This window comes from Agrobacterium sp. SORGH_AS_0745, from assembly GCF_030818995.1.
GTDB classification, from domain to species: Bacteria; Pseudomonadota; Alphaproteobacteria; order Rhizobiales; family Rhizobiaceae; genus Agrobacterium; species Agrobacterium tumefaciens.
On record NZ_JAUTBI010000003.1, the window covers coordinates 615,350 to 630,103 of the forward strand.

Here is a 14,754-nt window from a genome sequence, read left to right on the forward strand (position 1 = left end):
CAAATGCACACGGCAATTAGACAAAGGCATTTGTTTCGCAAAGAATTGCAATTATGATGCAATCCGGTTATAGAGCGCCAATATCCCGGAAATCAGTGGTTGATACCACGCCCGCGACCCCGGCGCGGACGGACAGAAGGACTGTATCTATGGCTCAACAATTGCTCATGCCAAAAGCTACGGCTGTATGGCTGGTAGACAACACCGCGCTGTCGTTCGATCAGATCGCCACGTTCTGCAAACTGCATCCGCTTGAAGTCAAGGCAATCGCCGACGGTGAAGCGGCGCAGGGCATCAAGGGCCTCGACCCGATCGCGACCGGACAGCTTTCCCGCGACGAGATCGCCCGCGCTGAAGGCAACCCGAACCACAAGCTCAAGCTTTCCGAGCCAAAGGTTCGTGTGCCGGAATCCAAGCGCCGTGGCCCGCGCTACACGCCGGTTTCCAAGCGTCAGGATCGTCCGAACGCCATTCTCTGGCTGGTCCGCAATCATCCTGAGCTGAAGGACGCGCAGATTTCGCGTCTTGTTGGCACCACCAAATCCACCATCGAGCAGATCCGCGACCGCACCCACTGGAACTCGGCAAACCTCACCCCGATGGACCCGGTAACGCTTGGTCTCTGCAGCCAGATCGATCTCGATCTTGAAGTTGAACGCGCATCGCGCGGCCGCCCGCTGCCGACAGCGGAAGAGCTTGGCAACACGCTGCAGCCGGCAACGGCGACGGAAGGTCTGGATTACAACTTCCAGCGCGACGAAGAAGAAAAGCAGATCGACGCGGACGCCGTCTTCAAGAAGCTCAGCTCGTTGAAATCGGCTCCGAAGGACGAAGACGAGGACGATCACTACTGATCGAAAGTCTTTCCGTTTATGAAAACCCGGCCGTCGTGCCGGGTTTTTTTGTTTTCAGAGCTTCAGGGCACTTCCAGTAAACCGGCTATGCGCTTTTACCGGAAATGCTCTAGCGGGCACCGAAGATTGCCGAGCCGACACGCACGCTGGTGGCGCCGAATTCTATCGCAGTCTCGAAGTCCCCCGACATGCCCATGGAAAGCTTCTCGAGGCCGCATTGTCTGGCAAGCTTCGCCAGAAGCGCAAAATGCGGACCGGGATTTTCATCCGCAGGCGGAATGCACATCAGGCCCTCTACCGACAATTTCAGCTCGTCCCGGCAAAAAGCCACGAAGGCGACGGTCTCGCGTGGATCGATGCCAGCCTTCTGCGGCTCCAGCCCGGTATTGACCTGCACATAAAAACGAAGGCTGCGGCCCTGTTTTACGCATTCCTCGGAAAGCGCACGGGCGATCTTTTCCCGATCAACGCTCTGTACGACGTCGAACAGCGCAACTGCATCCGCCGCCTTGTTGGATTGCAGCGGCCCGATCAGGTGCAGCTCTATACCCGATGTCTTTTCTTTAAGCGCAGGCCACTTGCCCTGCGCTTCCTGTACGCGGTTCTCGCCGAACACGCGCTGGCCGCTATCGATCACCGGCTGGATCTCATGCGCATCGAACGTCTTCGAGACGGCGACGAGAGAAACATCCGTCGCCTTGCGGCCGGACTTTTCCGCTGTCTCCGCTATGCGTTGCCTGACATCCTCAAGACGTGCTTCGATTTCCATCACAGGACCTCTATTTGAAACATTCTGAACGCTAACTAGACGCCGATTGCCTTGATGCCAAGCGGGTTTAGCACCATTTGAGGCACGCTGGCCAAGATTGAACGCCCGGAGGCCCCGCCAAACTTGACGCCCCGGTCGTTTCATGGTGAAGGTCAGCGCAAATTTTTCCCCTCGATACCCGGAATTCTAAACAATGGCCATCGAACGTTACAATCCTCGCGACGCCGAGCCGCGCTGGCAGCAGAAATGGAACGAAGACAAGGTTTTCGTGACCGACAACAGCGATCCGCGCGAGAAGTATTACGTTCTAGAGATGTTTCCCTACCCGTCGGGACGCATTCACATGGGCCACGTCCGCAACTACGCGATGGGCGATGTCGTTGCGCGCTACAAGCGCGCGCGCGGCTTCAATGTTCTGCACCCCATGGGCTGGGACGCCTTCGGCATGCCTGCCGAAAACGCGGCTATGCAGAACAAGGTTCACCCGAAGGACTGGACCTATCAGAACATCGCCACCATGCGTGGCCAGCTGAAATCCATGGGCCTGTCGCTGGACTGGACCCGCGAATTTGCGACCTGCGATGTGGAATATTACCACCGCCAGCAGGCGCTGTTCGTCGATTTCATGGAAAAGGGTCTGGTCTACCGCAAGCAGTCCAAGGTCAACTGGGATCCGGTCGACCATACCGTTCTGGCCAATGAGCAGGTCATCGACGGCCGCGGCTGGCGTTCCGGCGCGCTGGTCGAACAGCGCGAATTGACGCAGTGGTTCTTCCGAATCACCGATTTCAGCCAGGATCTGCTGGACGAGCTGGACACGCTGGATCAGTGGCCGGAAAAAGTACGCCTGATGCAGAAGAACTGGATCGGCCGCTCCGAAGGCCTGTCGCTGCGCTGGCAGACCGTTGCTGGCACAGTGCCGGAAGGCTTTGCCGATATCACCGTTTATACCACGCGTCCCGACACCCTGTTCGGCGCATCCTTCCTGGCAATCGCCGCCGACCATCCGCTGGCAAGAGAGCTGTCGGAGAAGAACCCTGATATTGCCGAGTTCTGCGACGAATGCCGCCGCCATGGCACGTCTCTCGCAGCGCTGGAAACAGCGGAAAAGAAGGGTATCGATACCGGCGTCAAGGTCGTGCATCCGCTGGACCCGACGTGGGAACTGCCGGTCTATGTCGCCAACTTCGTGCTGATGGACTACGGCACCGGCGCGATATTTGGCTGCCCTTCGGGTGACCAGCGCGATCTGGATTTCGCCCGTAAATACGATTTGCCCGTGGTGGCCGTCGTGGCGCCGGAAGGCCCCGACGCTGCCAGCTTCACCATTGAAGACGTCGCCTTCACCGATGATGGCGTGATGATCAACTCCGGCTTCCTGAACGGCATGAACACCGCTGACGCCTTTGAAGCGGTCGTGCAGAAGCTCTCTGCCCAGACGCTGGGCAACACGCCGCAGGCCGAGCGCAAGGTCAATTTCCGCCTGCGCGACTGGGGCATTTCCCGCCAGCGTTACTGGGGTTGCCCGATACCCGTCATCCATTGCGAAGTCTGCGGCGTAGTTCCGGTTCCGAAGAAGGACCTGCCGGTCAAGCTGCCCGACGACGTGACCTTCGACGTGCCCGGCAACCCACTGGATCGCCACCCCACATGGCGTCACGTTGCCTGCCCGCAATGCGGCCATGACGCACGCCGTGAAACCGACACGATGGACACATTCGTCGATTCCAGCTGGTACTACACGCGCTTCACCGCGCCTTGGGAAGATGAGCCGACGGATCCGAAGGCCGCAAACCACTGGCTGCCGGTGGACCAGTATATCGGCGGCATCGAGCATGCTATTCTCCACTTGCTGTATTCGCGCTTCTTCACCCGCGCCATGCGCGAGACCGGCCATGTCGGCGTCAAGGAGCCCTTCAAGGGCCTGTTCACGCAGGGCATGGTTGTGCACGAGACCTACAGCCACGGTGAAGGCCTGACCCGTGAATGGGTAGCGCCCGCCGACCTGCGCATCGAAGAGACTGACGGTGCCCGCCGGGCATTCCTCTTGTCCTCCGGGGCGGAAGTGAAAATCGGCTCGATCGAGAAGATGTCGAAGTCGAAGAAGAACGTGGTCGACCCGGATGACATCATCGCATCCTATGGTGCGGATACCGCTCGCTTCTTCGTCCTGTCGGATTCTCCGCCCGACCGCGACGTCATCTGGTCCGAAGCCGGTGTGGAAGGCTCAAACCGCTTCGTACAGCGCGTCTGGCGCATCATCGGCGAAGTCGCGACCGAACTGAAGAGCGTCACGCCGAAGCCCGCGAGCGAGGGCGAGGGCCTGGCAGTATCCAAGGCGGCCCACAAGACGCTGAAGGCCGTTCAGGAGGATCTGGACAAGCTTGCCTTCAACAAGGCGATCGCCCGCATCTACGAACTGGTCAACGCGCTCGCAGCTCCGCTGGCGGATGTCGCGGCTGGTGGCAAGCCTGATGACGTCAAGGCGGCGGCGCGTGATGCCGTCGAAATCCTCATTCGCATCATTGCCCCCATGACGCCGCATCTGGCCGAAGAATGCTGGTCGGCGCTGGGCAACGAGGGTCTCGTCGCCCAGACGCCGTGGCCAACTTTTGTACCCTCGCTGGTCGAGGAAAACGATGTGGTCATGCCCGTTCAGGTCAACGGCAAGAAGCGCGGCGAATTGACAATCGCGCGCGATGCGGATCAAGATGCGGTCCGAGCGGCCGCCCTTGCGCTGGATGCCGTCAAATCCATTCTTGCCGGTGGCGAGCCCAAAAAAGTCATCGTGGTTCCGCAGAGGATTGTGAACATTGTTGTCTGACGTTTTTTCGAGATGGAGCCGCGTTGCGGCAGCAGTTTCCGTCGTGATGATGGCCGGTCTTCTGGCAGGCTGCCAGGTCCGCCCGCTTTACGGCGAGGCTTCCGGAACCAAGGAGAGACTGGCGGCTGTCAGCATCTCGAATGCCGGCGACCGCATAACGCAGGAAGTGCGCAATCAGCTGATCTTCCTGGTGTCCGGCGGTGCGGGTGAACCGGCTACGGCTCAGTACAACGTCAAGTTATCCGTAAGCTCGAGCGCCACGTCCACGGAAGTCGAGAACTACGATCTGACGACCCGTACCAACAGCAATTATAACGGCCCTTACCCAGGCCGTGTTGTGATGAACGGTAATTACGTCCTGACGCGTATTTCCGACGGCCAGATCCTGCGCTCCGCGCGGCGTAGCGTAACGGCGCAGGTGGATCTGCCACAGCAGGAATTCGCCAAGATCAGGGCGATCCGCGACGCAGAAAACCGTGCGGCCCGGGAACTGGCTGAAATCATCCGTACCGATATCGCTGCCACCCTTGGCCGCTGAGAGCGGCGGCCGTGGCAGAGATAAAATCGCATGAATTTGAGCGCTTCGCCGAAAATCCGGCGGAGCGCTTTCGCGTTTTCGTGCTCTACGGCCCGGATCGCGGCCTCGTGTCGGAGCGGGCCAACCTCATCGCCAAAAAGACCGGCATTGACCCGGATGACGCCTTTGCATCGTTGAAGCTGAGCGCATCCGACCTGCAGGGCGATCCCGGCCGCCTTCTCGACGAGGTGAACGCCATCGGCCTTTTCGGTGGCGAAAAACTCGTCTGGATCAAAAGTGCCTCGGCTGAAAAGGCGCTGGTGGACGCTCTCCAGATTCTGGCTGAGACGCCGCCCGAAGCCAGCTTCCTCATCATCGAGGCCGGCGACATTAAAAAAGGCACGGGCCTGCGCAAGATCGCAGAACCCGCTCGCTCTATCGCAGCAATCCCGTGTTATGCGGATGACGCCCGTTCGTTGAATGCGTTGATCGATCAGGAACTGTCTGCCGACAATCTGCGCATTGCCCCGGCCGCACGGCAGAGGCTGATCGAGCAGTTGGGCGGCGATCGGATTGCCTCGCGCAACGAGATCCGCAAGCTTGCGCTCTATTGCCGCGGCGCAGAGGTGATCGAGGAAGATGATGTGCTGGCAATCATCGGCGATGCCAGCACGGTTTCGGCTGACGACGCCGTCGATGCCATCCTGAAGGGCGACAGAAACGCCTTTTTCCACGCCACCCAGAAGATCGTCTCGTCGAAGACGCCGATCTTTCTCGTGCTTCAGGGATGCCTCAAGCAATTTCAGTTGCTGGATCAGATGCGCGCCGAAATGGATGAGAAAAAGCAGCAGGCCGGGCAGGTCATGCAAACGCTTGGACGCCACATCCATTTTCGCAGGAAACCGGTTATCGAAAGGGCGTTGCGAACCTGGCAGCCAGCGGCGATCGCCCGTGAGATGAACCGCCTGCAAGCGGCCATATTGCAAAGCCGCCAGCGCCAAAGCCTGGAAGACAGCGTGGCGCTTTTGACCCTGCTATCGACCACATTGCAATCAGGCCGCGGCGGATAACTCGCTGAAGGTCGGCAAAAAGCCCTCACGCTGACGCTGCGAGGGCTTTTAAAATCATGATACCAAGGACACCAGTCGTTGAGAACTCAGTCGCCCTTACCCGGCTCGGCAGAGAAATAAAGCTCGAGCTTGCCTGTCACGCCATCCATTTCCTTGGCTTCCGGCAAGGGGTCGCGCTTGATGGTGATATTCGGCCAGATCGCCGCATATTCCGTATTCAGCTTCAGCCACTTGTCGAGACCCGGCTCAGTGTCGGGCTTGATCGCTTCGGCAGGACATTCCGGTTCGCACACACCACAATCGATGCATTCGTCAGGATTGATAGCGAGGAAATTTTCACCCTCGTAAAAGCAGTCGACAGGGCAGACTTCAACGCAATCGGTGTATTTGCAGCGGATGCAATTGTCGGTCACGACATATGTCATGATGAACTCCAGAATATGCAGGCCGGGTCTGTGGGCTTCGGAACACAAGCCGTCGCCCGGAATTCAGACAGGGCAATTTTGCAAGTGAGGTAATGCCTTTGCCTTCAGATAGCAAGGATAAACAATTCTGAAAAACCGCTAAGACTTGAAGGTTTATTCTATTCTTTGTTTCCGTCGCTGTCCGACAGGAACCTGTCGAGCGCCCTGCGCTCTTTTTTGGTGGGGCGACCGCTTCCCGGCTGACGTATCGCCTGCTCCAGCGGGCTCAGCCTGTCGGAAGGCTCGCGCGGCGGCGTCAGATCGTCGTAGAGAAGTCTGGCCTCTTCATAGGGTCCGCGCCGCTCGCCCCCGGATTTGACGACAAGCACCTTGTCCATGCGCTCGAAACCGATATCGAGCCTGTCACCGGCCTTTACCAGATGGCTGGGCTGGCGAATGGAGACACCGTTGACCTTGACCTTGCCCGACTGAATGTAACTCTGGGCAAGTGAACGGGATTTGGCCATGCGGGCAAAGAACAGCCACTTGTCCAGACGCTGACGCGTGCTTTCGAGTGGCTGTTCGTTGCTCCCCATAGCTTACTTCTTCAGCTGCTCCTTGAGAGCAGCAAGCTTGGCGAAGGGCGAATCCGGATCGATCGGCTTTTCCTTGCGCGGCGGCTTGGCTTCGAAACGCTGCTGACCCTGCGGTTTCCCGCCACGGTCGTTGCGGTCCGGCCTGTCTTTGCGCTCCCCGCGGTCCTGACGATCATTATTGCGGTTGTTGCCACGGTCGGGACGTCCGCCATCACGCTTGCGCTCGCCGTCACCGCCACGATTGGCAGCCTCGCGATTTGCTCCGTCACGATTATCGCGACGGCCTTCGCCACGACGTTCACCCTGTTCGCGTGGCGCCTGATCGCGACCCTCGCCACGGCCTTGACCGCGATTGCCAGGACGACGGTTTTCACCACGCTGGTTTTCGTTGCGACCACCCGGACGCCACAGAAGAACAGGCTTCGGCTCGGCAGCCTCGGCGCTTTCCGTCGGCGCAGCCTCGCTAACAGCAGCCTCTTGGCCCACAGCTTCCGCAACCGGCGCTTCTTCAGCAGCTTCGACAGTCGTCGTCTCGGAAACCTGCTCTTCCGAAGCCGGTTCCTCGTGTTCGGTCTCTGCGCTCTCGTCTTCCGTCACCGCTTCAGAAGCGGCCGGAGCGGCAGCACCGGTCTGGTTGGCGAGGAAGGCCTGCGCCTCTTCCGCCGTTACCTGATCGGCACGATAACCGAGACCCTTGAGGATTTCTTCCATGTCGTCGAGCGTTGCGCCGAGAATGGAAAGCATCGCGGTCGTCGTCGTGAAACGGCGGCCGTCATAAGCGCCTTCCGGACGCGGCTGCTGACCGGGCTTCCACTGCAACAGCGGACGGATGAGATCGGCCAGACGCTCGAGAATGTCGATACGCACGGCGCGCTTTCCGAGGAAACGGAAACCGGCGAGCTTGTAGAACATCCGCTCGAAGGTCGGATCCGTCACGACAGAGGTGCGGCCGGCGGCCAGCACCGGAATGAGATCGCCGTAACCCGGTTTGCCGAGACCATCGTTCTTCAGCGCCCAGAGCAGCGTGACAAGCTCCGCCGGGGCGGGCTTGAGAAGCGCGGGCAGGAAGACGTGATAGGCGCCGAAACGCACGCCGTAGCGGCGCATGGAGGCACGCGCATCCTGATCCAGCGACTTCACGTCTTCGGTGACGTCACGGCGGAACAGGACACCGAGATTTTCGACCAGCTGGAACGCCAGCCCCTTCGCCAGACCCTGAAGGTCTTCGGCGCGCGAAATATCGTCCAGTGGCTTCAGCACGGTCGCAATCTGATGATTGACGAAACGTTCGACGCGCGCCAGCGCATGATCGCGGGCATTGCCGCTCAACTGCTCGTCGGCAAAGAGGATCACGCGCGGCTTCATGATATTGTCGCCTGCCGAAAGGCGGGCCACCGGTTCGCCCAACCAGCGAACCAGACCATCGGAGCTCAAAGCGAGATCACCGTTTCCGCTGGCGTGCAGACGCGCGGCACGCGCCTCGTATTCGAGCGCGAGCGCCTTCTGCGCAGCAGCCTGCACGGCCTTCTGATCCGGCCCTTCCATTCCCGGCACCGGCGTGAACCGGAACCCGGCCAACTGGCCGACGTGATGTCCTTCTACGAAGACATCACCATTTACACTGATTTCAGCTTCAAGCATCGCATTCTCTCTCAGGCGCCTCATGAGCACAGATGTCCTGCGATCAACAAAGCGTTTCGTCAACCTTTCATGTAGAGCATCGGACAATCGATCTTCGATTTCCCGCGTCTTTTCTTGCCAGTGTGTCGGATCGGCAAGCCATCCTGGGCGGTTCGATACATAAGTCCATGTTCTGATCTGCGCAATCCTTGCAGACAAGGTATCGATCTCTCCATCGGTACGATCGGCGCGGCGCACCTGTTCGCCCATGAAATCTTCGTTCACCGTGCCACGTTTTACCAGATCGAAATAGAGCGTTGAGATCAGATCAGCATGTTGAGCGGGCGCAATGCGGCGATAATCCGGAAGCGCGCAGGCCTCCCAGAGTTTTTCCACCCGCGCCTCCGTCGTCGCCACGTCGATGATTTCAGGGTAGCGCGACAGATATTCGAGCGCCTGCTGGTCGATCGCCGGCAAGGCCCGTGACAGTCCCTGGATCGCCGGGGCAGCTTCGAGGCTCAGACGCAGATTGGTGATGGAGGAAAAATCGAAATTTTTCGTCCGCCATTGCAGCACCTTCACCGAGTCGAACTGATGGGTTTCGATACGCTCCACCAACTCGTCGTCAAATGGATCGACGCGCCCCGTCACGCCAAAGGTGCCATCGCGAAGATGGCGGCCGGCGCGGCCGGCGATCTGGCCGATCTCGCCCGGATTGAGATTGCGGAACTGATAGCCGTCGAACTTGCGGTCCTGCGCAAAGGCGACATGATCGACATCAAGGTTGAGGCCCATGCCGATGGCATCAGTCGCCACGAGATATTCTACGTCGCCGGACTGGTAGAGCCCCACCTGGGCGTTGCGCGTACGCGGCGAAAGCGCGCCCATCACAACGGCTGCGCCACCACGCTGGCGGCGTACCAGCTCGGCAATGGCATAGACCTCTTCAGCCGAAAAGGCGACGATTGCCGTGCGTTGCGGCAGGCGGGTTATCTTCTTCTGGCCCGCATAAAAAAGCTGCGACAGGCGCGGACGTTCGACCACGGTAATTCCCGGCAGCAGCTTTTCGAGGATCGGGCGCATCGTGCCCGCACCCAGAAGCAGCGTTTCCTCCCGCCCGCGCAGATGCAGCACGCGGTCGGTAAAGATATGCCCGCGCTCCAGATCACCCGCCAGCTGCACTTCATCGATGGCGACGAATGCGGCCGTCGTCTCGCGCGGCATGGCTTCCACCGTGCAGACGGAATATTTGGCTTTAGGAGGGGCGATCTTTTCTTCGCCGGTTATCAGCGCCACATTCGGCGCGCCCACCTTTTCGACAAGACGGCTATAGACCTCACGCGCCAGAAGGCGCAGCGGAAGGCCGATGACACCGTTGCCATGTGCCACCATGCGCTCGATGGCGTAATGGGTCTTGCCGGTATTGGTGGGGCCGAGAACGGCCGTGACACCGCGGCCGCTCAGGATCATGGGGCGAAAATTCAACGTACTATCCGTGAATCGACTTCATCTGCTTGCTGTACCGCCCGCCATTCACTGATACGGGCCGCACACGCAACACACATGGCAACGCCCGCCGACAAAGGCAATAGGCCTTGTCCGCAAAGTGGTAACAGGTCCTTCCCCGCCGGAATTTTCCTTTTTGATTCAGATAGTTGAAATATTAAAAAGAATCCGGCGAAACCGGAATCGATTCGGATACGGAACAGTCTGCGAACGAATCGAATACGAATCGCTGACTCCAATGGATTCAGCTTTTGTTCTCCGCAACATCTGGTTGGCAGATGCCTGCCCTATACCAGATTGTGAATCCGGATAAGTCCTTGTCCGGATTCAGCTTTGCGGCACCAGCTTCCGGCGGAAAATACCGGAATCGACTGTCAAGCGGCAATCGCTGGAAAGCCGCTCCGGCACAGGCAGGAATGGCAGTATCAGAGCGCCTCGCCGGCAAGCAGGCGCGGCGCGCCCGCATCTGTCGTACCGGCAGCCTGACCGATGAAATAGGATTTCAGACCCGGCAAACGATCGACTACACCCAGACCGAAATCACGCATGACGCGAATGGGACCGACATCATTGGAGAAAAGCCGGTTCAGCACATCCGTCGTCACACCCATCCGCAACGCGTCGAAACGCCGCCAGGACTGGTAACGATCGAGAACGTTGAGAGAGCCGATATCAAGGCCGAGACGGTCGGCCTCGACCACGGTTTCGGCCAGTGCCGCAACATCCTTGAAGCCGAGATTGAGGCCCTGACCGGAAATAGGGTGAATTCCATGCGCCGCATCGCCGGCAAGTGCAAAACGTGGCGCGACGAAGGAACGCGCCAGCGTCAAGCCCAGCGGAAAGGCGCGACGGGGACCGACGGGACGGACCGGACCGAGCTTGTGGCCGAACCGGCGTTCAAGTTCCTCCTCGAACACCAGATCGTCGGCAGCAACCAGCCTGTCGGCATCGGCCGTACGTTCGGTCCAGACAAGCGAGGAGCGGTTCCCTTTCAAGGGAAGCACGGCGAAAGGCCCCGAAGGCAGAAAATGTTCCTCCGCGCAGCCCTCATGCGGCCGCTCGTGTTCAACGGTGGTGACGATCCCGGACTGATCGTAATTCCAGTGCACGGTTTTTATTCCTGCCATATCCCGCAAAGCCGAGCGGACCCCATCGCAGGCTATGAGCAGTCGCGCTTCAAGCGACGAGCCGTCGGAAAGTGAAATAGCCGTCGATTGCGGGCCGGCGGAAAAGCCGGAAACACTGAGACCATGGCGGATTTCGACGCCGAGGCGCTCACACAGGCCTCGCAGCGCACCCACCATCGCGACATTCGGGACCATATGAGCGAAGGGCCTGCCCTCCTCCACCGCGCCGTCGAATGTCAAAAACACCGGGCGAACCGGATCGGCGGTCTTCGAATCGGTGACGATCATCTTGTGGATCGGCTGGGCCTCCGGCTCGATCTCGTTCCATACGCCGAAAACGTCAAGCATGCGCGTGGCCGCCGCGATAATGGCGGAGGCGCGGACGTCCTTCTTCCAGACATCCTCGGGAGCGGCTTCAACCACCTGCACATTAAGATGTCCGGCTGCCTGCTTAATTGCGACAGCAACGGAAAGGCCGACATAACCGCCGCCTGCCACCACCACGTCCAGCATCGCGCTTCTCCTCAAATCTTGTGCACGCATCATCGGCGCACTATAGACCATGTGACGTCTTCCTACAGCCGGAGCAGGCCGAAAAAATGTCGCATCCCTCGCAAACGTCAGATCCGATGGCCAATCTGATCTCCACACTCGATCTCGAGAAGCTGGAAGAAAACCTGTTTCGGGGTGAAAGCCCGCAAATCGGCTGGCAGCGCGTTTTCGGCGGTCAGGTCATCGCGCAGGCATTGATCGCAGCTCAACGAACCGTGGATGACGACCGTTTCGTTCATTCACTGCATTCCTATTTCATGCGCCCCGGCGACCCGCTGGTGCCCATCCTCTACCAGGTGGAGCGCATTCGCGACGGTGCGAGCTTCTGCACCCGGCGCGTGGTCGCCATCCAGCATGGCAAGGCGATCTTTTCCATGTCGGCGTCGTTCCAGATCGTCGAGGACGGATTCGATCATCAGATAAAAATGCCGGATGTGACGCCGCCCGAAAGGCTGATGAGTGAAGATGAGATGCAGGCGGCCTTCCTCGCCAACGCACCCGCTTCGATCCGCAAATACTGGAGCAACAAGCGCCCGATAGAGATCCGGCCGGTTTCGCTGACCCATTATATTTCGAAGGAAAAGCTGGAACCGCAGCAGGATATCTGGGTTCGCGCTGTCGGCAATGTGCCGGACGATCCACGTTTCCAGTCGGCCATTCTCGCTTATCTCTCGGATATGACGTTGCTCGACACGTCGCTCTATGCCCATGGGACGACAATCTTCGATCCGGCCATTCAGGTGGCGAGCCTCGATCACGCCATGTGGTTCCACCGTCCCTGCCGGCTGGACGACTGGCTGCTCTACACGCAGGACAGCCCCAGCGCCTCGGGAGCACGCGGTTTGACCCGTGGCAATATTTTCACCAGACAGGGTGAACTGATCGCCTCCGTCGCACAGGAAGGTTTGATCCGCAAAAGGGCAAATGCTTAAATAATGCGCTTTTTTAAAAAATCGCACATTTAATAGACGAAAATTGCGCCACCCAATGCCCGTTTTTCAGACGTCTGTCATATAATTTTTATATTTCAATAACTTAGATGCCGCATCAAAACTGGCACGCCCCTTGAATGTATGTCCGTAGTCGCTGTTACTGATCTGCCAGCGCGAGGAGAGTCGGCTCCGTGCCGAGGACAAACAAAGGATGGGAAACCAGATGAAAATTGTGATGGCCATTATCAAGCCGTTCAAGCTGGATGAAGTGCGCGAAGCGCTCACCGGCGTCGGCATCCAAGGCCTGACCGTGACCGAGGTAAAGGGTTACGGACGCCAGAAGGGACATACCGAGATTTATCGCGGCACGGAATATGCGGTGAGCTTTCTTCCCAAACTGAAGATCGAGATCGCGGTTGCATCAGACGTCGTCGACAAGGCTGTCGAGGCAATCGCGTCGGCTGCAAAAACCGGGCAGATCGGTGACGGCAAGATCTTCGTCTACTCTATCGAACAGGCCGTGCGCATCCGTACCGGCGAAACCAACACAGAAGCGCTTTGAAGCACGGCTGACAGGGAGTTTTCTAGCTATGCAACTCAACAAGTTTTCAACGCTCGGCAAACTGGGTGCCGGTGTGGCAGCCCTGATGGCCCCGGCAATCGCCTTTGCGCAGGATGCCGCGCCGGCAGTAGCAGCGGCGGCCCCCGTTCCGGAAAAAGCCGATACCGCATTCATGTATGTCGCGACGATCCTCGTGCTTTTCATGATCATTCCGGGTCTCGCCCTGTTTTATGGCGGCCTCGTGCGCACAAAGAACATGCTCTCCGTTCTCATGCAGTGCACGGTCATCGGCGCGGTCATGATGCTCGTCTGGGTAATCTACGGTTACTCCTTCGCCTTCGGCGGCGGCACCGGCCCGTATTTCGGCGGTTTCGGCAAGCTGTTCCTGTCCGGCGTTTCGCTTGACAGCACCTCGGCAACCTTCTCCCAGGGCGTCGTGATCTACGAATACACCTTCATCGCCTTCCAGATGACCTTTGCGGCCATCACGCCCGCGCTGATCATCGGTGCATTCGCGGAACGCGTGAAGTTCTCGGCAGTCATCCTGTTCACCATCCTGTGGGCCACCTTCGTCTACTTCCCGATCGCTCACATGGTCTGGGACGCGAACGGCCTGATCTTCGGCATGGGCGCTCTCGACTTCGCCGGCGGCACCGTCGTCCACATCAATGCCGGTATCGCCGGTCTGATCGGCGCGATCATGGTCGGCAAGCGTACCGGCTTCGGCAAGGACATGATGGCCCCGCACTCCATGACGCTGACGCTGGTTGGCGCAGCCATGCTGTGGTTCGGCTGGTTCGGCTTCAACGCCGGCTCCAACCTCGAAGCATCTGGCGGTGCGGTTCTTGCAACCATGAACACCTTCCTCGCCACTGCAGCAGCCATCGTTTCCTGGTCGCTGGTTGAAAGCTTCACCCGCGGCAAGGCTTCCATGCTGGGCGCAGCTTCGGGCATGATCGCCGGCCTCGTCGCCGTAACGCCTGCGGCCGGTTCCGTCGGACCCATGGGCGCTATCGTTCTCGGCCTCATCGTCTCGCCGATCTGCTACTTCTTCGTCTCGGTTGTGAAGAACAAGTTTGGCTACGATGACACAGCTGACGTCTTCGGTGTCCACGGCATCGGCGGCATCATCGGCGCCCTCGGCACCGGCATCTTCACGTCTCCGCTGCTTGGCGGCACGGGCAAGGCGGACTTCTCCATCTCCTCGCAGCTCTGGACGCAGTTCGTTGCCGTCGCCATCACCATCGTATGGTGCGCAGTCGTCTCGGCAATCCTCTACAAGATCGTCGACGTGATCGTTGGTCTGCGGGTTCCGGTCGAAGCGGAACGCGAAGGTCTCGACCTTGCGACCCACGGCGAAGCCGCCTACCACTCCTGATATCCGGGAAAAGGGGTTCTCCATCCCCTCTCCCAAAAGAAGG

12 protein-coding genes are annotated in these 14,754 nt (G+C 59.3%); 7 read left to right on the top strand and 5 right to left on the bottom strand.

The window, feature by feature from the left end; all coding sequences use genetic code 11:
• Positions 1-149: 149 nt before the first annotated feature.
• Positions 150-854, top strand: a complete 705-nt coding sequence (locus QE432_RS12740) for a DUF1013 domain-containing protein (RefSeq protein WP_003516519.1) — start codon at positions 150-152, stop codon at positions 852-854.
• Positions 855-963: 109 nt separating this feature from the next.
• Here the strand turns inward: QE432_RS12740 and QE432_RS12745 are convergent, their stop codons facing one another.
• Positions 964-1,623, bottom strand: coding sequence for a YggS family pyridoxal phosphate-dependent enzyme (locus tag QE432_RS12745; protein WP_065659976.1), 660 nt, complete (start codon positions 1,621-1,623; stop codon positions 964-966).
• Between the two features lie 193 nt (positions 1,624-1,816).
• On the opposite strand from QE432_RS12745, the gene leuS reads away from it, so the two are divergent.
• Genes leuS through holA form a run of 3 tightly spaced genes read left to right on the top strand, consistent with a single transcriptional unit; the run spans position 1,817 to position 6,034 of the window.
• Positions 1,817-4,447, top strand: a complete 2,631-nt coding sequence (gene leuS, locus QE432_RS12750) for a leucine--tRNA ligase (RefSeq protein WP_306624502.1) — start codon at positions 1,817-1,819, stop codon at positions 4,445-4,447.
• Positions 4,448-4,493: 46 nt separating this feature from the next.
• Entirely contained in the window at positions 4,494-4,985 is a 492-nt protein-coding gene (gene lptE, locus QE432_RS12755; protein WP_003516512.1) for an LPS assembly lipoprotein LptE, read from the top strand.
• Positions 4,986-4,996: 11 nt separating this feature from the next.
• Positions 4,997-6,034: a DNA polymerase III subunit delta gene (gene holA / locus QE432_RS12760; RefSeq protein WP_003516510.1), complete on the top strand. Its 1,038-nt coding sequence runs from the start codon at positions 4,997-4,999 to the stop codon at positions 6,032-6,034.
• Between the two features lie 86 nt (positions 6,035-6,120).
• On the opposite strand, the gene fdxA is transcribed toward holA, so the two are convergent.
• From fdxA to QE432_RS12780, 4 genes are all read right to left on the bottom strand, one after another.
• On the bottom strand, positions 6,121-6,459 hold the full coding sequence (gene fdxA, locus QE432_RS12765; RefSeq protein ID WP_003516508.1) for a ferredoxin FdxA: 339 nt from the start codon (positions 6,457-6,459) through the stop codon (positions 6,121-6,123).
• A 158-nt stretch (positions 6,460-6,617) separates the two neighbouring features.
• Positions 6,618-7,034 carry an RNA-binding S4 domain-containing protein gene (locus QE432_RS12770; RefSeq protein WP_013636959.1) on the bottom strand — a complete coding sequence of 139 codons (417 nt, stop codon included), beginning with the start codon at positions 7,032-7,034 and terminating at the stop codon, positions 6,618-6,620.
• A gap of 3 nt (positions 7,035-7,037) precedes the next feature.
• Positions 7,038-10,124 (bottom strand): helicase-related protein, encoded by a 3,087-nt coding sequence (locus QE432_RS12775; RefSeq protein ID WP_306625934.1) that lies wholly within the window; start codon positions 10,122-10,124, stop codon positions 7,038-7,040.
• Between the two features lie 461 nt (positions 10,125-10,585).
• Positions 10,586-11,938: a ubiquinone biosynthesis hydroxylase gene (locus QE432_RS12780; RefSeq protein WP_373465137.1), complete on the bottom strand. Its 1,353-nt coding sequence runs from the start codon at positions 11,936-11,938 to the stop codon at positions 10,586-10,588.
• On the opposite strand from QE432_RS12780, the gene tesB reads away from it, so the two are divergent.
• From tesB to QE432_RS12795, 3 genes are all read left to right on the top strand, one after another.
• A complete protein-coding gene (tesB, locus tag QE432_RS12785) occupies positions 11,887-12,771 on the top strand; it encodes an acyl-CoA thioesterase II (protein WP_038492516.1) in 885 nt (294 codons plus the stop codon). The two genes, QE432_RS12780 and tesB, sit on opposite strands and share 52 nt — an antisense overlap.
• Before the next feature lie 211 nt (positions 12,772-12,982).
• A complete protein-coding gene (locus tag QE432_RS12790) occupies positions 12,983-13,333 on the top strand; it encodes a P-II family nitrogen regulator (RefSeq protein WP_019565993.1) in 351 nt (116 codons plus the stop codon).
• Between the two features lie 28 nt (positions 13,334-13,361).
• Positions 13,362-14,711, top strand: coding sequence for an ammonium transporter (locus QE432_RS12795; RefSeq protein ID WP_003516494.1), 1,350 nt, complete (start codon positions 13,362-13,364; stop codon positions 14,709-14,711).
• The last annotated feature ends 43 nt before the right edge of the window (positions 14,712-14,754 follow it).

Excerpts from the sequence above, each read along its gene's own strand:
- QE432_RS12770 (WP_013636959.1), bottom strand. The coding sequence starts at position 7,034 with ATGGGGAGCAACGAACAGCCACTCGAAAGCACGCGTCAGCGTCTGGAC.
- QE432_RS12745 (WP_065659976.1), bottom strand. The coding sequence starts at position 1,623 with ATGGAAATCGAAGCACGTCTTGAGGATGTCAGGCAACGCATAGCGGAG.
- QE432_RS12775 (WP_306625934.1), bottom strand. The coding sequence starts at position 10,124 with ATGATCCTGAGCGGCCGCGGTGTCACGGCCGTTCTCGGCCCCACCAAT.
- leuS (WP_306624502.1), top strand. The coding sequence starts at position 1,817 with ATGGCCATCGAACGTTACAATCCTCGCGACGCCGAGCCGCGCTGGCAG.
- tesB (WP_038492516.1), top strand. The coding sequence starts at position 11,887 with ATGTCGCATCCCTCGCAAACGTCAGATCCGATGGCCAATCTGATCTCC.
- QE432_RS12795 (WP_003516494.1), top strand. The coding sequence starts at position 13,362 with ATGCAACTCAACAAGTTTTCAACGCTCGGCAAACTGGGTGCCGGTGTG.
- QE432_RS12790 (WP_019565993.1), top strand. The coding sequence starts at position 12,983 with ATGGGAAACCAGATGAAAATTGTGATGGCCATTATCAAGCCGTTCAAG.
- lptE (WP_003516512.1), top strand. The coding sequence starts at position 4,494 with ATGATGGCCGGTCTTCTGGCAGGCTGCCAGGTCCGCCCGCTTTACGGC.
- fdxA (WP_003516508.1), bottom strand. The coding sequence starts at position 6,459 with ATGACATATGTCGTGACCGACAATTGCATCCGCTGCAAATACACCGAT.
- QE432_RS12740 (WP_003516519.1), top strand. The coding sequence starts at position 150 with ATGGCTCAACAATTGCTCATGCCAAAAGCTACGGCTGTATGGCTGGTA.